Origin of the sequence: Streptomyces pluripotens, assembly GCF_000802245.2 — a bacterium.
Classification (GTDB): domain Bacteria; phylum Actinomycetota; class Actinomycetes; order Streptomycetales; family Streptomycetaceae; genus Streptomyces; species Streptomyces pluripotens.
On record NZ_CP021080.1, the window covers coordinates 6,330,273 to 6,350,800 of the forward strand.

General features: G+C 72.1%; 19 protein-coding genes and 2 pseudogenes. 15 read left to right on the forward strand and 6 right to left on the reverse strand.

Annotated features, from left to right (window positions below):
- The first annotated feature begins 168 nt into the window (after positions 1-168).
- Positions 169-720: a GNAT family N-acetyltransferase gene (locus LK06_RS28060; RefSeq protein ID WP_039648161.1), complete on the forward strand. Its 552-nt coding sequence runs from the start codon at positions 169-171 to the stop codon at positions 718-720.
- Between the two features lie 39 nt (positions 721-759).
- Positions 760-1,173 (forward strand): hypothetical protein, encoded by a 414-nt coding sequence (locus tag LK06_RS35350; protein WP_039648159.1) that lies wholly within the window; start codon positions 760-762, stop codon positions 1,171-1,173.
- 85 nt (positions 1,174-1,258) lie between these two features.
- Here the strand turns inward: LK06_RS35350 and LK06_RS28070 are convergent, their stop codons facing one another.
- Entirely contained in the window at positions 1,259-1,606 is a 348-nt protein-coding gene (locus tag LK06_RS28070; RefSeq protein WP_039648156.1) for a VOC family protein, read from the reverse strand.
- A 545-nt stretch (positions 1,607-2,151) separates the two neighbouring features.
- Between LK06_RS28070 and LK06_RS35460 the strand changes: the two are divergent.
- The 3 genes and pseudogenes from LK06_RS35460 to LK06_RS28085 form a co-directional block, all read left to right on the forward strand.
- Positions 2,152-2,406 (forward strand): annotated as a pseudogene (locus LK06_RS35460) (FAD-dependent oxidoreductase); the annotation flags it as partial.
- Positions 2,407-2,871: 465 nt separating this feature from the next.
- Complete coding sequence (locus LK06_RS28080; RefSeq protein WP_267886047.1) at positions 2,872-4,740, forward strand: transketolase; 1,869 nt, start codon at positions 2,872-2,874, stop codon at positions 4,738-4,740.
- Between the two features lie 352 nt (positions 4,741-5,092).
- Positions 5,093-5,887, forward strand: a complete 795-nt coding sequence (locus LK06_RS28085; protein WP_043435355.1) for a GvpL/GvpF family gas vesicle protein — start codon at positions 5,093-5,095, stop codon at positions 5,885-5,887.
- A gap of 126 nt (positions 5,888-6,013) precedes the next feature.
- Here the strand turns inward: LK06_RS28085 and LK06_RS28090 are convergent, their stop codons facing one another.
- Both LK06_RS28090 and LK06_RS28095 read right to left on the reverse strand, forming a co-directional pair.
- Complete coding sequence (locus tag LK06_RS28090) at positions 6,014-6,184, reverse strand: hypothetical protein (RefSeq protein WP_039648151.1); 171 nt, start codon at positions 6,182-6,184, stop codon at positions 6,014-6,016.
- Between the two features lie 42 nt (positions 6,185-6,226).
- Positions 6,227-7,048: a class I SAM-dependent methyltransferase gene (locus tag LK06_RS28095; protein ID WP_039648149.1), complete on the reverse strand. Its 822-nt coding sequence runs from the start codon at positions 7,046-7,048 to the stop codon at positions 6,227-6,229.
- 575 nt (positions 7,049-7,623) lie between these two features.
- Between LK06_RS28095 and LK06_RS28100 the strand changes: the two genes are divergently transcribed.
- The 3 genes from LK06_RS28100 (at position 7,624) to LK06_RS28110 (ending at position 10,535) form a co-directional block, all read left to right on the forward strand.
- Positions 7,624-8,280 (forward strand): histidine phosphatase family protein, encoded by a 657-nt coding sequence (locus LK06_RS28100; RefSeq protein WP_043435358.1) that lies wholly within the window; start codon positions 7,624-7,626, stop codon positions 8,278-8,280.
- Between the two features lie 41 nt (positions 8,281-8,321).
- A complete protein-coding gene (locus LK06_RS28105) occupies positions 8,322-9,941 on the forward strand; it encodes an ABC-F family ATP-binding cassette domain-containing protein (RefSeq protein WP_039648145.1) in 1,620 nt (539 codons plus the stop codon).
- Positions 9,942-10,277: 336 nt separating this feature from the next.
- Complete coding sequence (locus tag LK06_RS28110; RefSeq protein WP_039648142.1) at positions 10,278-10,535, forward strand: DUF6158 family protein; 258 nt, start codon at positions 10,278-10,280, stop codon at positions 10,533-10,535.
- A gap of 264 nt (positions 10,536-10,799) precedes the next feature.
- Here the strand turns inward: LK06_RS28110 and LK06_RS28115 are convergent, their stop codons facing one another.
- The gene (locus tag LK06_RS28115; RefSeq protein ID WP_039648537.1) at positions 10,800-11,189 is read right to left on the reverse strand and encodes a DUF2795 domain-containing protein; all 390 of its coding nucleotides are present in this window, start codon (positions 11,187-11,189) and stop codon (positions 10,800-10,802) included.
- A 437-nt stretch (positions 11,190-11,626) separates the two neighbouring features.
- Here LK06_RS28115 and LK06_RS28120 point away from each other — a divergent pair, with 437 nt between their 5' ends.
- The 3 genes from LK06_RS28120 (at position 11,627) to LK06_RS28130 (ending at position 15,325) form a co-directional block, all read left to right on the forward strand.
- Complete coding sequence (locus LK06_RS28120) at positions 11,627-12,619, forward strand: hypothetical protein (RefSeq protein ID WP_052319057.1); 993 nt, start codon at positions 11,627-11,629, stop codon at positions 12,617-12,619.
- A gap of 295 nt (positions 12,620-12,914) precedes the next feature.
- Complete coding sequence (locus LK06_RS28125; protein ID WP_039648140.1) at positions 12,915-14,171, forward strand: aminotransferase class I/II-fold pyridoxal phosphate-dependent enzyme; 1,257 nt, start codon at positions 12,915-12,917, stop codon at positions 14,169-14,171.
- Complete coding sequence (locus LK06_RS28130; RefSeq protein ID WP_078859078.1) at positions 14,168-15,325, forward strand: MBL fold metallo-hydrolase; 1,158 nt, start codon at positions 14,168-14,170, stop codon at positions 15,323-15,325. The genes LK06_RS28125 and LK06_RS28130 overlap by 4 nt, the downstream gene beginning before the upstream one ends.
- A gap of 198 nt (positions 15,326-15,523) precedes the next feature.
- Here the strand turns inward: LK06_RS28130 and LK06_RS28135 are convergent, their stop codons facing one another.
- Positions 15,524-16,168, reverse strand: a complete 645-nt coding sequence (locus LK06_RS28135; protein WP_234367528.1) for a DedA family protein — start codon at positions 16,166-16,168, stop codon at positions 15,524-15,526.
- On the reverse strand, positions 16,165-16,938 hold the full coding sequence (locus LK06_RS28140) for an MBL fold metallo-hydrolase (RefSeq protein WP_039648533.1): 774 nt from the start codon (positions 16,936-16,938) through the stop codon (positions 16,165-16,167). The genes LK06_RS28135 and LK06_RS28140 overlap by 4 nt, the downstream gene beginning before the upstream one ends.
- A gap of 84 nt (positions 16,939-17,022) precedes the next feature.
- Between LK06_RS28140 and LK06_RS28145 the strand changes: the two genes are divergently transcribed.
- The 4 genes and pseudogenes from LK06_RS28145 to LK06_RS28155 all read left to right on the forward strand — a co-directional run bounded on the left by LK06_RS28145 (position 17,023) and on the right by LK06_RS28155 (position 20,513).
- Entirely contained in the window at positions 17,023-17,454 is a 432-nt protein-coding gene (locus LK06_RS28145; protein WP_039648139.1) for a hypothetical protein, read from the forward strand.
- Positions 17,455-17,550: 96 nt separating this feature from the next.
- On the forward strand, positions 17,551-19,629 hold the full coding sequence (locus LK06_RS28150; RefSeq protein ID WP_039648137.1) for a phage holin family protein: 2,079 nt from the start codon (positions 17,551-17,553) through the stop codon (positions 19,627-19,629).
- Positions 19,630-19,792: 163 nt separating this feature from the next.
- Positions 19,793-20,023 (forward strand): annotated as a pseudogene (locus LK06_RS34620) (DUF2201 family putative metallopeptidase); the annotation flags it as partial.
- A gap of 64 nt (positions 20,024-20,087) precedes the next feature.
- Positions 20,088-20,513 (forward strand): OsmC family protein, encoded by a 426-nt coding sequence (locus LK06_RS28155; protein ID WP_039648135.1) that lies wholly within the window; start codon positions 20,088-20,090, stop codon positions 20,511-20,513.
- Positions 20,514-20,528 lie beyond the last annotated feature (15 nt).

Consider the following 20,528-nt stretch of genomic DNA (forward strand, 5'->3'; position numbering starts at 1 on the left):
ACCGGCCACCGGGAGAGCCACACAGCGGCCCACCGAGGATCCGGCCACCGGCACACCAGGCAGGCCCCAGCCGCAGGTGCCGCCACCGCTGCGCTCACCCTTTCCCGCCGGTGCCCCTGCACAGGATGTCCGACAACACAACACGGAGCCGCGCCGTAAGCTGGCCGGATGCTGCACATCTCTTCCGGATTCCTCTCCGAAGGCCCCCGTGTGGCCATCCGCCACTTCACCCTCGAAGACGGCCCGGAGTTCACCGCGCGGACCCGTGAGAGCAGGAACCTGCACCAGCCCTGGCTGTTCCCGCCGGACAGCGACGAGGCCTACGCGAACTACGTGGCCCGGCTGACCGGCGAGCACGGCAAGGCCGGCTTCCTGGTGTGCGAGAAGGACACCGGAGGCATCGCCGGATTCATCACCGTCAACAACATCGTCCGGGGCGGCTTCCAGTGCGGCGCCCTCGGCTACGGCGCCTTCTTCCACGCTGCTGGCCGCGGACTGATGCGCGAGGGCCTGGACCTGGTCATCGAGTACGCGTTCGGGCCGCTGGGACTGCACCGGCTGGAGATCAACGTACAGCCCGGGAACACCGCGTCCATCGCGCTCGCCCGTGGAGCCGGGTTCCGGCTGGAGGGCTTCTCACCCAGCATGATCCGCATCGATGGTGCCTGGCGCGACCATGAACGCTGGGCACTCACCGCAGAGATGCGGCCCCTGGGCTGACCCCCTGGAACGCCCGGCCTCGGTGGCCGGATCACCTCATTGCTCCACCTGCCCGCCGGACGTGAACTCCTCTGCCCCACCTCCGAGGTGCAGGCCGCCGGCCTCGCCCTCAACGGCGCCTGGTACTCCCGCGGCATTTCACGGAACATCGGCGCCGGCGGCCACGCCACTCTCTCTTGCTCCCCCCTGCACACCGCCCGGGTTCAGGCGCCCCACGGCGGCGACAAGCTGCGCCTGCGCCGCGGTCGGTCGCGGGACCCCCAAGGCGCTGCTTCGGATACGGCGGACGGCGCGGGCCCGGGCCGGGTGGGAACAGCCGCCGTCCGTCGGCGCGGCCGGTTCCGTTTACCGGAAGCCGAGTTGCTGCTCGCCGAGGGCAGGCGCACCGAGGCGCGGACCGTGTTCGGGAGGGGCCTCGGGTCGCCGACCTGGGACGAGGGGGCACGGACGTGATCATCCGGCTGAGGGCCCGCCTCACCGATGAGCCCCACCGGCCCCGCTACGACGTCCCTACGTGCTCCGCCCCGGCCCGACCGGCTCAGCCGCGTTGGTCGACGTACTCGAACACCGATCCGTCCGGGTGCACCGCGAGCAGGCTGCGGCCCGCGGGTGTGGACACCGGTCCCGCGACGATGCGGGCACCGAGGTCCATCAGCAGCTGGTGGGCCTCGTCCACGTCCTGCACCGCGATCGTCGCCGTCACTTTGCGCAGGAACTCCAGTTCCGCCTCCGGACCGCTCATCAGGAGAAAGGAGCCGACTGCGGCGACCTGGACCCCACCACGGTCAAAGCGCAGTGCTCTGCCACCCGCCAGACGCTCGTAGAAAGGGACCGCGGCTTCGATGTCGTCGACGCAGATACGCAGTGAGGCGCCCAGAATCTCCATGGGGACGAGCCTAGTTGGGGCGTCCGCCACGACGCAGGCCCCTGCCCCAGTCCGAGGGGCCGGGACGGCCCCCGCACCACCCACCACCGGCCGGCCCGTCCCCACCCCCCGCGTGTGCAGAAGGCATGCTCCCCGGCCGGGCCCGTCCCGCGGAGCGGTGCAACGGGACGTGCCGCAGGGGGAAATCCGGTAGGCGCGGGTTCCCCGTACCGCGTGAAGGAGAGGGGAGGGCAGGGGAAGAGGGGAAGGGAAGGAGGTGCGGCGGGGGCAGCCCCGGTGCGTGGCACCTCAGCGCGGACCCGGCCGGCCAGAGCGCGGTCCGCCAGACGCCGGGCAGCCGGGGCACGGCGACACACGGCCAGGGAGGCCGTCCAGGCGGCGCCGAGGGACGCCCGCTGCCCCAGCGGCCGGTCCCCCGGGGGAGCGGCGCCGACTTCGGCGTTCGGGTGCACCGACCGGCGTATGGGTGACCCGCCCGGGGTTTGGGTGCCCCGGCACCGGTTACGCGGAAGGCCTCGGACGAGCCACACCGCCGGAGGCGCATCGTGAGCCGACCTCGCGTCGTGATCGTCGGCGCCGGATTCGCCGGGTACCGGGCTGCCCGCACACTGGCCGGTCTCGCCCGGGACCGGGCCGACATCACGTTGCTGAACCCGACCGACTACTTCCCGTACCTACCCCTGCTGCCCCAGGTGGCCGCCGGCATCCTGGAGGCCCGCAGGGTCACCGTCTCGCTGCCCGACACACTGCGCGCAGTGGGACTGCCGCTCGGCGAGGCGGACCGGGTCGACCTGGCCGCCTTGCTGGGGCTCGGCCGACACCGGCGCCCGTACCGGCACCGTGATCTGGGCACCGCCGTCGACCTGGGAGGCAGCCGGGCCGTCGCCAACCCGTTCGGCATCCCGCTGTCCGGACCGGTCGTCGGCGCGGTCACCCGCGGCCACCACCTGGTCGCGCTGCCCGGCAACCGCCTCCGTGTCGCCGCCGACTGGTTGCCGGACGTCGTACTTCCGTGCCAGGGGGCCCAGTTGGGCCTCGCACGGGACCGGTCGGTGCCTCTGGAGACGGCTTCCCCGGGAGTGGCGCGGTTCCCGGGCGGGCTGCAACGTCCGGCCACCGGTCACCGGCCCCGCCCGACGCACCAGTCCCCTGACCCATCGCCCCGACCCGGTGTCTCTCATCCCCCGCCCCGCCCCCCGCCCCGTGCCCCGCGCACCGGCCGAACCCACCTCACCGACTGAGCGCAAGAACACCGAAGGAGACCGATGAACAGCGCCCGGAGGCCGATGAACACCACCGAACTCGCTGCATTGGGGCAGCAGTTGCGCGTGGACAGCGTACGGGCGTCCGCCGCCGCGGGGTCCGGGCACCCCACGTCCGCGATGTCCGCGGCCGATCTGATGGCCGTCCTGCTGGCGAACCATCTACGCTACGACTTCGAGCGCCCCGGACACCCCGCCAACGACCGCTTCGTGCTGTCCAAGGGACACGCCTCGCCGCTGCTCTACGCCGCCTACAAGGCGGCCGGTGCCATCGAAGACGGCGAGCTGCTCACTTTCCGCAGGCTGGGCAGCCGACTCGAAGGACACCCGACGCCCCGGCGCGTGCCCTGGGTGGAGACGGCCACCGGCTCACTCGGCCAGGGCCTGCCCATCGCGGCCGGTATCGCGCTCGCCGCGAAGCGCCTGGACCGCACCGGCTACCGTGTGTGGGTGCTGTGTGGCGACAGCGAGCTGGCGGAGGGCTCCGTCTGGGAAGCCGCCGAACATGCCGGGTACGAGAACCTCGACAACCTGATCGCGATCGTAGACGTCAACCGGCTCGGGCAGCGCGGCCCCACCCGGCACGGACACGACCTGGACGCCTACGCACGTCGTTTCCAGGCCTTCGGCTGGCACGCCATCGAGACCGACGGCCACGACGTCGACGCGATCGACCGGGCCTACGCACAGGCCCTGGCCACCACTGGGCAGCCCGCCGTGATCCTGGCCCGCACGCTCAAGGGCAAGGGTGTGGCTTCCGTCGAGGACCGCGAGGGACTCCACGGCAAACCGCTGCCCGAGGCCGAAGCGGCCATCGCCGAACTGGGCGGCCCCCGTACCACGCACGTCCGGGTCAGTGAGCCGCCGGCCGCCGCCGCGCCACGCCCGGTCACCACCGAGGCACTGCAGCTGCCCGCCTTCGACGTGGGGGAGGAGGTCGCCACCAGGGACGCCTTCGGCAAGGCGCTTGCCGCGCTCGGCGGCGCCCGCGGCGACGTCGTCGCCCTGGACGGCGAGGTCGGTGATTCCACCCGGACCGAGGAGTTCGCCAAGGCCCACCCCAACCGGTTCTTCGAGTGCTACATCGCCGAGCAACAGCTCGTCGCCTCCGCTGCGGGCATGGCCGTGCGCGGCTGGGTGCCGTACGCATCGACGTTCGCTGCGTTCCTCACCCGCGCCCACGACTTCATTCGCATGGCGTCCATCAGCGGCCTGGGCATCAACCTGGTCGGCTCGCACGCCGGGGTCGCGATCGGCCAGGACGGGCCCTCGCAGATGGGGCTGGAGGACCTGGCGATGTTCCGCGCCGTGCACGGCTCCACCGTGTTCTACCCGTGCGACGCCAACCAGACCGCGAAGCTGGTCGCGGCCATGGCCAGCCTCGACGGCATCCGCTATCTGCGCACCACGCGCGGCAGGACCCCGGTGGTCTACGGCCCCGGTGAGGAGTTCGGGGCTGGCGGCAGCAGGACGCTGCGCAGCAGCGAGGACGACCGGCTGACGGTCGTGGCGGCCGGGGTCACCGTGCACGAGGCGCTCGCCGCCGCCGACCGGCTCGCCGAGGACGGCATCCGGGTACGAGTCATCGACCTCTATTCCGTCAAGCCCGTCGACGCGGACACACTGCGCGGGGCCGCCGAGGAGACCGGCTGCCTCCTCACGGTCGAGGACCACCACGCCGAGGGCGGCCTCGGGGACGCCGTCGCAGAGGTGTTCGCCGACGGTCGACCCGGGCCCCGCACGGTGCGGCTCGCCGTGCGTACCATGCCCGGCTCGGCCGCTCCCGACGAACAGTTGCACGCGGCCGGCATCGACGCCGCGGGTATTTCGGCGGCGGTCAGGCTGCTGGTGGAGGAGACGGTGGCGCGATGAGCCGCGGTGGCACACGTACGGTACCCGCGCCCCGCCGCGGGGTGAGGACCGAACGGGCCCGGCACGGTGCCGTCCTCGCGTGGTGGGACCATCGCGCAGGAGACGGGGGGCCGTCCCGCCGACCACCCCGGCGAAGGGCCGTGCACCACCGGGGCTCGCCATCGCCTCGGTGGACAAGACCGGGGAGGTGGGCATCGACTGGGAGATGGGCGTCTACCGGAAGGGGAACGGCCCGGTGCACCCCGGTCCGGATCCGGCGGGGCGGTCCGGCCCTGGACGGAGCGGGCCGGGGCAACGCGCACTCCCTGGCTGGAGACGCCGGAGCCGGGGTCGGACGTCGAAGGGAGGCACCATGAGCGGTCTGCGCTACGTGTACGCCGTCTGTCGTCCCTTCGGGACTCCCCTGCAAACCCAGCTCACGGGCATCGGGGGCGCCCCACCTGCGTTGCTGCGTCATCGCGGGCTGGTCGCGGTCGTCAGTACGGTTCCGCGGTCCGACTTCGCCGGGGAAGCCCTCAGAGCCCACCTGGCCGACCCGGACTGGTTGACCGCGACCACACGCTCGCACCAGGGCGTGATCGACGCGCTCACCACGGTCACCACTCCGCTGCCGCTGCGGCTGGCGACCGTCTTTCCGGACGACAGCGGGGTGCGCACGATGATCGAGAACCGCGAGGACGACTTCCGGAACACCCTGAACCGCCTGGCCGGCCGGGTGGAGTGGGGCGTGAAGGTGTATCTGGAGCCCGAGCCTGGCGGGCCCGCCGGGCTCGCGGTGGAACCCACGGACGGGCGGGGTCGGCCGCACCGCCGGGAGGCAGGCACTCGCGCCCAGGAGGAGAGGCAGCAGCGGGCCGGTACGTTCGCGCAGGCCCTGCACGAGCGGCTTTCCCAGCACGCCTGTGACGTCCGGTTGCGCACCCCGCAGGAATCCCCGCCTTCCAGGGAGGAGTCCCCGCGAGCCGCGGAGCCGGGCCGGAACGTGCTGGATGCGGCCTATCTGGTGCCACGCACGCACTCCGAGGAATTCGTGGAACTGGTGGACCGCGCGAAGGGCGAGGCCCCCGGGGTCCGGGTCGTACTCACCGGTCCCTGGGCCGCCTACTCGTTCACGGGGGAAAGTACGGCTGAGGGCATCAAGGGATGACGCGGCGGTCCATCGGAGGGGCGAGGGGGAGCGGCGCTTTGAGAGGAGCCCGCCTCGCCCGTGAACCACTTGGACTAGCCCTTCGAGAACCGGACGGTGTGCACCGCTGCCGTCGGCCGGCGGACATCACCATCGGCGCCCGCGGTTCCTGTCGTCTGAACCGATCAAGCCCCGGACCAGGAATCCCAGCAGCCACACGATCAGCACCGCCAGGGCGATCCACCAGATCATCTTCACCACGAATCCGACACCGACGAGAATCAGGGCCACAAGCAGAACCAGCAGGATGGCAGTCATGACGTGAACCTCCTGCCCTGCGGGTTTCCCGAAACCCGTGGATCAGACTTCCACGCGGCACAGAATCTCCCCGTGCAGGACTGCGAACCAGCCGTCCTCCTGCCTTCCCCACTCCCGCCAGGCCTCCGCGACCGCCCGCAATTCCTCCGCTGTCGCGTGGCCCCCTGATGTGGCCCGCTCGGCATAGGCCGAGGAGACGGTGCGGTCCGCCCACAGGCCGCTCCACCAGGCCCGCTCGGCGTCGGTGGTGAACGTCCAAGTGCCGGTGGTGACGATGATGTCCCGGAACCCCGCGGCCAGCGCCCACGCCTTCAGTCGCCGCCCGGCGTCCGGCTCGCCGCCGCCCGCGCGGGCCACCCGCTCGTAGAGATCGAGCCACTGGTCCAGGCCTGGAACCGTCGGATACCACGTCATCGCCGCATAGTCCGCGTCGCGCACGGCGACGTACCCGCCCGGTTTCGTCACCCGGCGCATCTCCCGCAACGCCTGCACCGGATCGCCGACGTGCTGGAGCACCTGGTGGGCGTGGACCATGCAGAAGGTGTCGTCCGGGTAGTCCAGGGCGTGCACGTCGGCGACCGCGAAGCTGACGTTCGCCAGACCGCGTCCGGCAGCGGTGGCCCGGGCCCGTTCCAGGATTCCCGGTGCGATGTCGACCCCGGTGACCTGGCCCTCGGGAACCAGTTCCGCCAAGTCGGCGGTGATGGTCCCCGGGCCGCAGCCGATGTCCAGGACCGTCATGCCGGGCTTGAGCGAGCCCAGCAGATAGGCCGCGGAGTTGGCGGCAGTGCGCCAGGTGTGCGATCGCAGCACCGACTCGTGGTGCCCGTGCGTGTAGACGGCGGTCTCTCGCGCTTTCGGCATGGTCGTGTCCCTTCCGGTGGCATCACGCCAATATCCCGTCGCATTCGAATGCGTTCCTTGTGTCCCGTCCTGCCGACCCGGCAGTACCGAGCGATGGCCCCAGACCCCGTCCGGCCGCATGTCCCACGGTACGCCTCCTATCGAATGGTGAGACTCGCATATCGCATATTGGACTGATGCAACATCAGGGAGCTGTGGTGCGGGGGGCAGTGGAGCATCAGGTCCTCGGCCCCGCCCGCATGGATGGACCCGCCCGCGGCCGACTCGGTCCGCGACGGCCCCCGGCCCGCACCGGTCAGCGGTCACGGCCCCACGGGTCGCTTCGTGGATTTCTTCGCGGCAGCAGCGCGCGTCCGCCGGCGGTTTCGCGGTGACGCCGTTCGGCGCGCATGACCGGACGCCGTTCGGCCGCGCGAGATCCCTACCGTCGGTGGTGTGACGTGGTGTGACGTGGTGGGGTGTGACCGAGGCCGGGTCCGGGGGGCCGGGATCAAGGAGTGCGGATACCCTGAAGTGCCCGCTTCCCGTGCGTCCGGGCGCCGTACGCCCGGCTGGCGCGTAAGGAGATCCGCCGGATGCGCCTGCTTCTGGTCCGCCACGGCCAGACCCGGTCCAATGTGCGGCAACTGCTGGACACTGCCGCCCCGGGCCCCGGGCTGACCCCGCTCGGCGAGGCGCAAGCCGCCGCACTGCCCGAGGCCCTCGCCGACGAGGACATCGAAGCCCTGTACACGTCCACTCTCGTACGCACCCAGCTCACAGCCGCCCCACTGGCCGCCGCCCGCGGCCTGAACCAGATCATCCGCGACGGAATCCGCGAGCTGTCCGCCGGTGATCTGGAGATGCTTCCCGGCCACTCGCGCGGGGCCGAGCGGTATCTGCGAACCGTGTTTGCCTGGGCGGCCGGGGACACTGCACCGCGCATCCCTGGCGGGGAGAACGGCAAGGAGGCCCTCGCCCGGTACGACGCCGTGATCGCCGAGGCGGCCGTGAGCGGTGCCCGCACCGTGGCCATGATCAGCCACGGCGCCGCGATCCGTGTGTGGACCGCCGCCCGGGCAGTCAACCTTGACGTGACCTTCGCCGTCGCCCGCCCACTGCGGAACACCGGTGTGGTGATCCTCGAAGGCACCCCGGCCGACGGCTGGAAGGCCCTGCGCTGGGAGGGCGCCACCGTGGAACCGGCCGGCGAGAGCGGCCCGGCGGGGGAGCCGTTGGATCACACCCGATAAGCGTTTGCCCGGATCCGCCCGCCCCGGGAGAATCCCTGCGCATGGGACACCTGGAAGCCGCGCACCTCGAGTACCACCTGCCCGATGGAAGGGCCCTGCTCGGGGACGTGTCGTTCCGGGTGGGCGAAGGCACCTCCGTCGCCTTGGTCGGCCCCAACGGCGCCGGCAAGACGACCCTGCTGAAGCTGGTCTCCGGCGAGCTGAAGCCGCACGGAGGCACCGTCACCGTCAGTGGCGGGCTCGGCGTGATGCCCCAGTTCGTGGGTTCCGTACGGGACGAGACGACCGTACGCGACCTCCTCGTCTCGGTCGCCCCGCCGCGCATCCGAGCGGCGGCCGGAGCCGTTGACGAGGCCGAGCACGCCATCATGACCGTCGACGACGAGGCCGCCCAGCTGACGTACGCCCAGGCCCTCGCCGACTGGGCCGAGGCGCGCGGCTACGAGGCCGAAACGCTGTGGGACATGTGCACCACCGCCGCGCTCGGCGTGCCGTACGAGCGGGCACAGTGGCGACAGGTGCGCTCCCTGTCCGGCGGCGAACAGAAACGCCTCGTGCTGGAGGCGCTGCTGCGCGGCACCGATGAGGTGCTGCTCCTGGACGAGCCGGACAACTACCTCGACGTTCCCGGCAAGCGCTGGCTGGAGGAACAGCTCAAGGGGACCCGCAAGACCGTGCTGTTCGTCTCCCACGACCGCGAACTCCTCGCCCGCGCAGCCGAGAAGATCGTCTCCGTCGAGCCGGGGCCCGCCGGGGCCGACACCTGGGTGCACGGCGGCGGCTTTGCCACCTACCACGACGCCCGCCGTGAACGCTTCGCCCGCTTCGAGGAGTTGCGCCGCCGCTGGGACGAGAAACACGCCCAGTTGAGGAAACTGGTCCTGAACCTCCGTCAGGCCGCTGCCGTCAGTCACGAGATGGCATCCCGCTACCAGGCCGCACAGACCCGGCTGCGCAAGTTCGAGGAGGCCGGACCACCGCCCGAGCCGCCGCGCGAGCAGGACATCACCATGCGCCTGAAGGGCGGCCGTACCGGTGTGAGAGCCCTGACCTGTAACGGTCTTGAACTGACCGGCCTGATGCGGCCGTTCGACCTGGAGGTCTTCTACGGCGAACGGGTCGCCGTCCTCGGCTCCAACGGCTCCGGGAAATCACACTTCCTGCGCCTGCTGGCCGGCGGCGATGTGGCGCACACCGGCGCGTTCAGGTTGGGCGCACGGGTCCAGCCCGGCCATTTCGCGCAGACCCACGCCCACCCCGAACTCCAGGGCCGCACCCTTCTCGACATCCTCTGGAAGGATCACTCCCAGGACCGGGGCGCCGCCATGTCCCGGCTCCGCCGCTACGAGCTGACCCAACAGGCCGAACGTGCATTCGATCGCCTCTCCGGTGGTCAGCAGGCCCGCTTCCAGATCCTGCTGCTGGAACTGGCGGGAGCCACCGCACTCCTGCTGGACGAGCCGACCGACAACCTCGACCTGGAATCGGCCGAAGCCTTGCAGGAAGGCCTGGAATCGTTCGAGGGCACCGTCCTCGCGGTCACCCACGACCGCTGGTTCGCCCGCTCCTTCGACCGCTTCCTGGTCTTTGGCAGCGACGGCCGCGTCCGCGAGACCCCCGATCCGGTCTGGGACGAACGCAGGGTGCAACGCGCACGCTGACCCGGCCCCGCCCACCCGGCGAGACCACCAGCGCACCAGCGCACCGGAACGCCCGCGGACCGGAACGCCCGCGCACCCGGGCGCCGGTCCTGGACTGGACCGGCGCCCGGGTGGGACGACCGGCCACGTCCGTCACGACCTCAACCGCCCGGACCAGCACGTCGCCGGCGCGGTCCCGGAGACGCCGCCGCATGCGGAGGCCCGGAACCCCGGATGTTCGTACAGTGGACTCAGGAACGCGAGCTCGATGGATTTCTCCCGGAAACCGCTCGGGGGCAGTGCCTTCCGGGCGGGCATCCAAGCCACGGACACGGACACGACGAGCGGGGCATCACCATGACCGGAGTCGACGCCAGCCGGCTGGACGACCAGCAGCTCATGAAGGAGCTGGAGACGATCCACCGTACGCGCCACGACACCCTCCTCTACGGCTCGAACGACGCACTGCGGGCCCACAATGAGCGCATGGCCCAACTGGAGGGCGAGTACCTGCGCCGCAACCCGCGCCGCCTGGTGAGCGCGGGCCGCACCCGCGAGGGCGCCCGTGAGCGCGGCTGCGGCGAATCCACGACTCCGGACACGGCCGGCAACTGACCCGCCGCCCGGCGTCTGGGCCGAAACCCCCTCTGTTCCGGCACCCGGGCCCGGAACAGACCCCGCCCCGGCCCCTGCACGGAAGACTGGCTCAGTCAGGGCCGCCCCTCGTTCCCCCGTTCGCGCTTCACCCCCGTTCGCACGCCGCAGCCGGTCAGCCCTCCCACCCCGGTGAAGCACACCGGGTGTACCAGCCGTCACCGGACCATTCCTGCGCATCGTCCGGTGCACCCAGGCTCACTACTGCTCCCGGCAGGCCCCGGTTCACGCGCGGCCCACCAGCGCCTCCGCCAGCTGCTGCACGTTCTCATACCGTGTCCCGTACCGCTCCCGGCGCGGGAGATCCGCCACCGCGTCGATCAACGCACCGGGCGCATTGCCCCGGCGCAGCACCCGGGCCAGCTCGCCCGCCTTCGCCGGGAAGAGATGCCGGTTCAGATACCGGGCCAGAACCAGCCGGACCGCCCCCACCGACGCACCGGTCTGCCCGGGAGCCACCGGACCGCTCCAGACCTCCGGGTCGTCGTCCGCCGTCGGCTCCGGATCATGCCACTCCTCGACGCGCGTGGGATGCCCGGACCTGAGCAGGTCCTTGAGCTCGTGCTTCATCTCATCGTCCCGGTAGACGCTCAGCCGGTCACTGCCTCGCTGCATGGCTCCCTCCAGAGGATCGAAGTCCGCACCGGGCACCCGGCGAACCGGATCCCAGCGGTCGGCAGTTCCCCTCGAGTACCCGGCGGCCTTCGGCCGACACCGGATCCGCCCGCCGGAATCAGCCCGCTTCGCCACCTGCCCGCCCCAGCGCCCGGGCCACTTACCGCGGTGGGCTCCTGCCCACGGTGCTGTCGCCGGCCCACCGGGCACCGCGCGGCTGGCTCCGCGGCTGGCCCTTCCGGGCCGCCGCCGTCACCCGACCGGCCGGTCATGTCCCGCGAATGGGTCCGGCCGCGCGCGACGCGCCGCCACCCGGGCTGTCATGACAGCAAGGGCACGTACCCGTGTCCCGCCCCCGTGGCGCCGCATGCCGTGCCGCCGAACCCGGCACACCGCGCCCCCACCCGCCCCGATGTCGCCACCGAGGAGCCCGCCCCATGCGCCGCACCGCCCGTGCCCTGTTCGTCGCCTGCGTTGCCGGTGCCGTACTGGCCCTGGTCGGGCCTGCCGCATCGGCTGGCCCCGCCGCCCGGGTCGCCCCCCACGCCGTCCGCCCCGGTGGCACCGGCACCCTGGTCGTGCCCTGCGACACCGCCAACGGCGTGCTGCCCGACACCCCCGCCACCACCTCCCGGGCCTTCGACGACGGTGCGCCGCACCCGAGCCGCGTCGACGGCACCGGCACACACGCGTCCGTAACCTCCCACACAGCCACCGCCTCCCCCGTCACCACACTGCTCGTCGCGGACGCCAGAGCTGCGACGGCCAGAGCTGCGGACCGCCCCGCGAACGACCCCGTGGACCGCCCCGCGAACGACCCCGTGGACCGCCCCGCGAACGACCCCGCGGGCACGCGCCCGGATGCCGTCTGGAGCATCGACGGCAACTGCCCAAAAGTCCCCGGTGTACCGGACCAGGCACCGATGACCCCCGGTACCGGCGCGCGCGGCGACGACGGTGATCCGTGCGCCGAACCGGGACCGTGCGCAGACACCCCTGCCTGCGCGAGCGTCAAGCCCTGCGGGGACGGCGGCCAGTGCTGGGAAGAGCCCTGTGAGGACGGCACGCACTGCCACGAGGGCGACGCGTGCGCGTCCTCCCCTCCGTGCCGCGAGAACGAACAGTGCCACAACACCGGACCGGAGTGCACCGGAACCGGCCCCTGCTCCGACGGCGCCGACCGGTGCGCCGGGCTCCGCAGCGCGCCTTGCTCGGATGGACCCGGCTGCCCCGAGCCGTCCCCCGCCGCCCACGGGTGCGCCCCGGCCACCGTGCAACGCGGAGTGGAGGCCGGAGCCGGAGGCACCTTCAACGACTCGGTCCCGGCCCTTATCGCGGGCGGTGCGCTCATCGCCACCGCCTTCGGGGGGGCCGGCTACCGGGTGTACGGCCACCGCCGGACCGCGGGACGGCGGACCCCAGGCCTGTGATCCGGGCAACTCCCAGCAGCCTCATGGAGTTCCGCGTGGCGGGTACACACCATCCCGGGAACACAAACCAACGATCACCGTACGCATCACCTGCACCTTCGGCACGTACAGATCAGGACGACCAGGTCAGGCCGACGGCTGGACGGACCCCAGCGGAATGGACCCGGACCCCAACGGACCCCGATGCACCCCACTGGAAGGGACGGCAGAGAACGGGTCCCGGAAAGGCGACAGACAGCAGTCGATCGGCCCGGGCCGATCGACTCACGGCACCACGGACTGCACGGAGACGGAGATGCGTCTGACGGACCCCGAGGGCCACGGCCCCGTCCGCTACGGCCCACCACTGCCCGACGACGGTCTGCCCGTGCTACCCGACCTCACCGCCGTACTCGCCGCCGCTGCGGGCCGCGCCGACGCCCAGCCCATCGGAGGCGCCCCCGCCCTGCTGGAGGCGGCCTGCGGCTACTGGACACGGCGCGGGCTGCCCTGCGTACCCGACCACGTCGCGGCCGGCCCCGGCGCTCCCGCGTTGCTGCTCGCCGTCACCGCCGCGCTCGCCGGGGACGGTGCCGACGTCCTCGTACCCCGCCCCTGCGCCGCATGGTGGGCACCCTACGCCCGGCTGCTGGGCCGACCCGTCTTCCACGTACCCACACCCGCCGGGAGCGGCGGCGTCCCCGATCCCTACGCCCTGTTGGAAACCATCCGGCGCGTCCGCGTCGAAGGCGGCGACCCGCGGCTGCTGGTGCTATCCGTCGCCGACGATCCCACCGCCACCGTCGCCCCGCCCGAATTGCTGCACGAGACGGTTGAAGCCGCGACGGCTGAGGGACTCCACCTGGTCAGCGACGAGACCTGGCGCGACACGCTGCACGCTCCGCACGAGACCGTCCTGCTCAGCCCCGCGGAGATGCGCCCCGATCGGGTCACCGTGGTCACCGACCTCGCCGGCGCCCTGCTACCCCCTGCCTGGCCCGCCGCCGTCGCCCGCTTCCCGGCGACCGAACCCGGACAACACCTCCACGCACGCGTGCTCGACATCCTCACCGCGCTCGGCGCACGCATCGCCGCACCCGTCGCCGTGGCCGCCGGATACGCATTGGACGAACCCCCACCCGTCGCGGAGCGCCGCACGGCCACCGTACGACTCCACGCCCGTGTGGCCGCGGCTGCGCACGCCGCGATCGTGGCCGCGGGCGCCCTCACCCGGCCACCACAGGCCGGCCGCCACCTGTACGTCGACCTCGGACCGCTGCGCGAACCGCTCACTGCCCGGGGAGTCGGCGACGCACAGGAACTGGAAGACTTCCTCACCGCCCGGCTCGGTATGCCCGCCTCCGGCGGCCACCGCTTCGGCGACGACCTCGGGGCGCTGCGCGTACGACTCGCCACGGGCCCCCTGCTGGGCAGCACGGACGAGGAACGCACGGAAAGCCTCACGTCACCCGCGCCGTTGGAACTGCCACACGTGCAACGCTCGTTGATCTCCTTGAAGTCGGTCCTCGACGATCTCCGCGACGACGCCCAGCGAGGGGAGCCCCTTCGATGACGCAGCAGACGCACCGGTCCGGGGAGGCCGCGACAACCACGGGGGCGGCCGGCACCACCGCAACCGCGAAGCCCGCGGCGGACACGGCAACCGTGACGACCCCGGCGGGGACCAGGACCGCGACGCCCGCGGCACCCGACCGAGTCGACGCGCCGTCCCCCTTCGCCACACCGTTCCCCCCGCTGGCCGAGCCCCGCCCCCTTGGCGAACACCGGTTCTGGCCAAGGACGTTCCACGACCGGCTGACCGCCCCCCTGCCAGGCCTCAAGGCCCTCGCCCGCTTCGCCCGCGAAGGCTCCACACGCCCCGGCCAGGAGGGACTCGCCGGCGTTCCCCACGTCCCGTACGAACCCGCCCCGCTTCCTCGCGTCGGCAGCCAAGCCCTCGCCGTAACCTGGGCGGGACACGCCAGTTGGATCGTCCGGATCGGCGGGCTGACCGTCCTCACCGACCCGGTCTGGTCCCGACGCATCATCGGCACCCCGGCCCGCATCACTCCCGTCGGCGTCGCCTGGGACAGCCTGCCCCACATCGACGCCGTCGTCATCAGCCACAACCATTACGACCACCTCGACGCTCCCACCCTGCGCCGGCTCCCGCGCACCACCCCGGTACTCGTACCCGCGGGCCTCGGGCCCTGGTTCGGCCGGCGCCGGTTCACCTGCGTTACCGAACTGGACTGGTGGGAGGGGGCCGAACTCTGCGGCGTGCGCTTCGACTTCGTACCCGCCCACCACTGGTCCAAGCGCACCCTCGCCGACACCTGCCGCAGTCTCTGGGGCGGCTGGGTCCTCACCGCGTCCGGCGGACAGCGCCTCTACTTCGCCGGTGACACCGGTTACGGCCATTGGTTCTCCCGCATCGGCCGCCGTTACCCGGGCATTGACCTCGCCCTGATGCCCATCGGCGCCTACGACCCCCGCTGGTGGCTCAGCGACGTCCACTGCGATCCCGAGGAAGCCGTCCGGGCCACGATCGACCTCGGCGCGCGCCGCATGGCCCCCATGCACTGGGGCACGTTCATCCTCTCCGCCGAACCCGTTCTGGAACCGCTCACGAGAGTGCGGACGGCCTGGGACCAGGCAGGGCTGGACCGCGGCGACCTGTGGGACCTTCCCGTGGGCGCCTCCCGGGTGCTCGACCTCATCCCCTGACCGGCACGGTGTGCCACCGGGGCTCCGCGGCACCCGGCCACCTGTCGGCAACCCCCGACCCGCATGACACGTGGTCCCGGCGCCACCGGCCCGACCAGGCACATCGGACGGGCCCGCCCCTGAAAGCACTCGCACCACCCAGGACCACCGACCGTGCACACGCCCGTACCGCACACGCGCACCCCAACGACGCCCCGGTCACCGGTGCCGCTGCCGGAACTTCCGCACCAGCCCCGGCGCCGCACCGATCACCACGGTCAGCGCCACCGCCGCCACCACACCCTCCCACGGCTCTTCGAACAACGACCCACCCAGGATCCCGATCACCTGGTACGTCAGCGCCCATGCCAGGCACGCCGGCGCGTTGCCCCGCGCGAACCGCCGCAGTGGCCACCCGGCCAGCAGACAGGCCAACATCACCGGAATACGTCCCGCGGGCACCAGTCGTGACAACACCAGCACGGCAACCCCGTGCCCGGCCAGCCGCTCCCGCGCCAGCACCAACCGCTCCTCCGGCGCCCGCGCCTGGATCGCATCCAGCCACCGGGAGCCGTTCCTCGACAGCATGCCGCGCCGACCCAGCCAGTACAGCGTCACATCCCCCAAGAACGCGGCCAGCGACGCCGTGACGAACACCAGGGCCAACGCGAACGGCGCCGTCTCATGGAACGCCACCACCGCCGCCGAACTCACCAGTGCCCCCGTCGGCACCACCGGCACCAGCGCCCCGATCAGCACCAACAGGAACAATGACGGATAGCCGACCGCCCGCTGGGTCGACTCCGGCGGCACGGTGGACACCGACGCCACAGCGAGCCCCGCGGCGCAGGGCCACAGAGTCACCGGGCGACCTCCAGCCGGACGCTCTCCCCGTGCCCGAGCCGGTACACCGCGACCTGCGGCGCGGCCACAGCTGCCAGGCGCACGAATTCGTCACCCGGCGCGTGGAATTCGTGCGGGCGCACCGCATCCATGCCGATTGGCCAGTACGTGCCGTAGTGCACCGGCACCGCGACACGCGGTGCCAGCCGGGTCAGCGCCCGCGCCGCCCGCCCCGCGTCCAGATGCCCCTCACCCAGGTACGGTCCCCAGCCGCCCACCGGGAGCAGTGCCACGTCCACCGGCCCGACCTGCTCGGCCATGGCCTCGAACAGTCCGGTGTCCCCGGCGAAGTAGGTCCGTGCCTCGCCCTCCACGACATAGCCGAGCGCGGGGGAGTGGTGCGGGCCCACCGGCAGTCGCCGACCGTCATGGAGCGCAGGCACCGCCCTGACCAGCAGATTCCCGATCCGCACCTCGTCCCCGGGGACCACCTCGGTGATCCGCAACTGCCTCAGACGACGCAGACCCGGTACCGCACGCGGCGCGCCCCCCGGAACGAGCAACCGCGTGCCCGGAGCGAGTCCGGCCAGCGAGGGCAGGTGCAGATGATCGGCGTGCAGGTGGGAGACGAGCACCACGTCGGCGTGGCGGGCTCCCGCTGGCGGTACGCCACCACGCCGGCGCCGCAGATGCACCAGCCGGCGGGCGAACAGAGGATCGGTGAGCACCCGTGTGTTCGCATCCGTCACCGTACAGGTGGCATGACCCCACCACGTGATCTCCACGGGCACCTTCTCCACCTCCTTCAGACGACTCCCCGAAGCCTACGGGCAGGAGTAGGGTCGGCGGCGAAACCCGGAGGTGAGGGGGACGCCATGGGACAGCCGCGCGGCGCCTTCGACGCGATCACGCAGGTACGCGTCACCGCCATCGCGAGCCTGACACCCCTGGAGGAACTGGAAGCCGACCCCTTCCTGGTGGACTCCCGCAGCCAGCACGCGATGTGCGCCCACTGGGCTGCGGAACACGGATACGTGGTCGCCCGGGAACTCCTCGTCGGCGGGCTGCGCTTCGACCACAGCGCCCTGTGGGAGGGAGTACGACCCGGCGTGGACGTGTTCGTCACCCCCAGCCTGCGCGTGCTCCAGCGAGCCCTGTCCTCGGTGGAGGCGTTCACGGCCGAATGCACCCGCCGCGGCGTGCGCGTGGAAACCGTGGGACGAGCCGAACCGTCGTACGATGCGCACATGAAGGCACGGGTGCACCGACGGCTGTCGATGCCGACGGCAGGCTACGACGGACGGTGAGACCCCGATGACCCGCCCGGGCACACCCCAGCCCGTATGACAGGGTGGATCCAGGCCCCGATGTTCGAGCGGGCCAGGACGTGAGGTGTACGGGGCGTGCGAGACGTGCGGTGGCGTCGAGTCGCCAGCCAGATCGGGCGGAGCACCGCCGTATGGGCGGTCTCCACCATCACCATGCTGGTCCTCGCCGCACTCCTGCCCGACTTCCGACTCCAGTCCGCTGACGGCGACAGCGCCACCCGCATCGCCGTTACGGCCGCCTGCGGCGCCGGAGCCTTCGGCGTGCTCTCCGCCGTGGTGTGGCCGCTCCTCGTCCGGCTGCTGCTGCTCGTGCCCGCCCTCGTCCTGGGCCTGCTGGTCTTCTTCCTCAACGGTTCCCTGCTGCTGCTCGCCCTGCGCATCAACCCCTCCGGCCGAGGCGAGGCCGCCCCGGAGACGGCCGTCATCGTCGCCGCCGTGATGTCCGCGGTCGCCTCGGCCACCGGCGCCGCCCTCGCTGTGCGCGACGACGAGACCTACCGGCGTCGCCTGCACCGGCTCGCCACCCGCAGCCGCCGGTCCCACCCGCCCTGCCCGTCCACTCCCGGCCTGGTCTGCGTCCAACTGGACGGCGTCGGCCACGACGTCCTCGCGGACGCCGTCGGCAAGGGACTGATGCCGACCGTCGCCCGCTGGCTGTCGACCGGCGACGGTGGACAACCGACCCACCGGCTCACCTCATGGCGCACCGACTGGTCCAGCCAGACCGGCGCCAGCCAACTCGGCATCCTGCACGGCAGCACCTTCGACGTGCCGGCCTTCCGGTGGTACGAGAAAGACCGGGGGGAGGTGATGGTGTGCAACCGGCCGACCAGCGCCGCCGAACTCCAGCGCCGCGCCATACTGCATACGGGCGACGGTGGACTGCTCACCGCCGACGGCGCCAGCCGCGGCAACCTCTTCAGCGGCGGCGCCGGCGAACAGGCACTCGTCCTGTCGATCACCACCCGCCGCCGCGGCCGGGAATACCGATCCCGCGCAGGCTACTTCGCCTACTTCTCCGACCCCGCCAACGCCGTCCGCACCGCCCTCTCCTTCGTCGCCGAGGTGGCGCGCGAGATCGGCCAGTCCGCCCGGGCCCGGGTCAGGAACCAACGCCCGCGGGTCAGCCGCAGCGGCCTCTATCCCCTCGTCCGGGCCTTCGCCACCACCGTCGAACGGGACGTCGTCGTGACCGCGGTGATGGGCGACATGCTCGCCGGCCGCACCGCCGTCTACGCCGACCTCGTCGCCTACGACGAGGTCGCCCACCACTCCGGCCCGGGCTCCCACGACGCCGAGAAGGTCCTGCAGCGCCTCGACCGCTCCCTCGCACTCATCCAACGCGTCGCCGAACACGCTCCCCGCCCCTACCGGATCGTTGTCCTGTCCGACCACGGCCAGAGCCCCGGCGAAACCTTCCGCGCCCGTTACGGTCTCACCCTGGGCGACCTCGTCCGGGCCGGCTGCGGACTGCCCGTTCCACGCCGTGCCGAGCGCACCCACAGCGGCGCCGAGGCCCGCGCCGCCGTCCGGGCCGCACTGCGCCGGCCCGTAGAGGAGAACCACGGCCGCCACCGCACCGACAGCGGCTCCGAGCCGATGGTGCTCGCCTCCGGCAACCTCGCCCTGGTCTCCTTCCCGGACATCTCCCACCGCATGACCAAGGAGGAGATCGAAGCACGCCACCCCGCCCTGCTCACCACCCTCGCCAACCACCCCGGCATCGGCTTCCTACTAGTGCGCAGCAAGGAGCACGACGGTGTGGTGCTGGGCCCGCACGGCACCGAGACCCCGCTCGCCGCGCTCGACGACGAACCCGGGCCACTGACCAGCTTCGGGCCCGGTGCCACCGACGCGGTCCGCCGCACCCACTCCTTCCCACACACTGCGGACATCATGGTGAACTCCGTCCACGACCCCGCCGACGGCACAGTCCTCGCCTTCGAGGAGCAGATCGGCTCCCACGGCGGTCTCGGCGGAGCCCAGTCCTACCCGTTCCTGCTCTCCCCCGTGGACCTGTCCGCACCGACGGAGGACGGCCGGCAGCTGACCGGCGCCGAGCAACTGCACCGCGTGCTGCGCCGCTGGCTGGGCGAGCTGAACGGACCCCAGGTACCGCTCAGCGCTGCCGACGAGGAGGAGCGAGCCGCCTGAATCCAGGATCTTGTATGCGACCTTCCGCGTACAAGATCCTCGATTCGAGCTTGCGCACCCCCACACCTCGACCTGCTGTGTGCAGCCGAACGTATGCGGTCCGCTGCGGGCAGCCTGCCGTAGGCCGACGGCAGGAGCGTCGGCCGAGGAGGTCTACGACCGCATCGCCGGCACCCTGCGCCGCATGCGCCGTGGGGTGCACGGGCGCGGCGGCACGGTCCTGCATCGACCTGCTGCACCAGGCACAGGACTTCCTGCCCGCTGCGCCGGCGCTGGTCATTACCGGCGGCTGGTGCGACGTACTGCGGGCACGCCGGGAACAGGGCTAACTGATCCCCCCCAGGGGCGTCATCTCCCGTTCACTGCGCGTGGGCCGGTCTTCAGGGTGGGATGAGCACGGATGTGATCGGATAGGGACAGCGAATCCGGGAAACGGGACTCAGCGAAAGGAACCGTCCGTGGCCACCACGCGCACCGCACACACCGTCTGGCAAGGCAACCTGATCGAGGGTAGCGGAGTCGTCACCTTCGATTCCTCCGGCATCGGCCAGCAGCCGGTGTCGTGGCCGTCGCGCGCCGAGCAAGCGAACGGCAAGACCAGCCCGGAGGAGCTGATCGCCGCCGCCCACTCCAGCTGCTTCTCCATGGCCCTCTCGCATGCCCTGGCCGGCGCCGGCACCCCGCCCGTCCGGCTGGAGACCAAGGCCGACGTCACCTTCCAGCCAGGTGAGGGCATCACGGGCGTCCACCTCACCGTGCGGGGCGAGGTACCGGGCCTGGACGCCGGGGGCTTCGCCTCGGCCGCCGAGGACGCCAAGAAGAACTGCCCGGTCAGCCAGGCCCTGACTGGTACGACCATCACTCTGGCGGCTGAGCTGGCCTGACACCCCTACGTCTGC

Excerpts from the sequence above, each read along its gene's own strand:
- LK06_RS28125 (WP_039648140.1), top strand. The coding sequence starts at position 12,915 with ATGCGTCTGACGGACCCCGAGGGCCACGGCCCCGTCCGCTACGGCCCA.
- LK06_RS28080 (WP_267886047.1), top strand. The coding sequence starts at position 2,872 with ATGAACAGCGCCCGGAGGCCGATGAACACCACCGAACTCGCTGCATTG.
- LK06_RS28115 (WP_039648537.1), bottom strand. The coding sequence starts at position 11,189 with ATGCAGCGAGGCAGTGACCGGCTGAGCGTCTACCGGGACGATGAGATG.
- LK06_RS28085 (WP_043435355.1), top strand. The coding sequence starts at position 5,093 with ATGAGCGGTCTGCGCTACGTGTACGCCGTCTGTCGTCCCTTCGGGACT.
- LK06_RS28060 (WP_039648161.1), top strand. The coding sequence starts at position 169 with ATGCTGCACATCTCTTCCGGATTCCTCTCCGAAGGCCCCCGTGTGGCC.
- LK06_RS28090 (WP_039648151.1), bottom strand. The coding sequence starts at position 6,184 with ATGACTGCCATCCTGCTGGTTCTGCTTGTGGCCCTGATTCTCGTCGGT.
- LK06_RS28070 (WP_039648156.1), bottom strand. The coding sequence starts at position 1,606 with ATGGAGATTCTGGGCGCCTCACTGCGTATCTGCGTCGACGACATCGAA.
- LK06_RS28110 (WP_039648142.1), top strand. The coding sequence starts at position 10,278 with ATGACCGGAGTCGACGCCAGCCGGCTGGACGACCAGCAGCTCATGAAG.
- LK06_RS28095 (WP_039648149.1), bottom strand. The coding sequence starts at position 7,048 with ATGCCGAAAGCGCGAGAGACCGCCGTCTACACGCACGGGCACCACGAG.
- LK06_RS28100 (WP_043435358.1), top strand. The coding sequence starts at position 7,624 with ATGCGCCTGCTTCTGGTCCGCCACGGCCAGACCCGGTCCAATGTGCGG.
- LK06_RS28105 (WP_039648145.1), top strand. The coding sequence starts at position 8,322 with ATGGGACACCTGGAAGCCGCGCACCTCGAGTACCACCTGCCCGATGGA.
- LK06_RS28130 (WP_078859078.1), top strand. The coding sequence starts at position 14,168 with ATGACGCAGCAGACGCACCGGTCCGGGGAGGCCGCGACAACCACGGGG.
- LK06_RS28145 (WP_039648139.1), top strand. The coding sequence starts at position 17,023 with ATGGGACAGCCGCGCGGCGCCTTCGACGCGATCACGCAGGTACGCGTC.
- LK06_RS28120 (WP_052319057.1), top strand. The coding sequence starts at position 11,627 with ATGCGCCGCACCGCCCGTGCCCTGTTCGTCGCCTGCGTTGCCGGTGCC.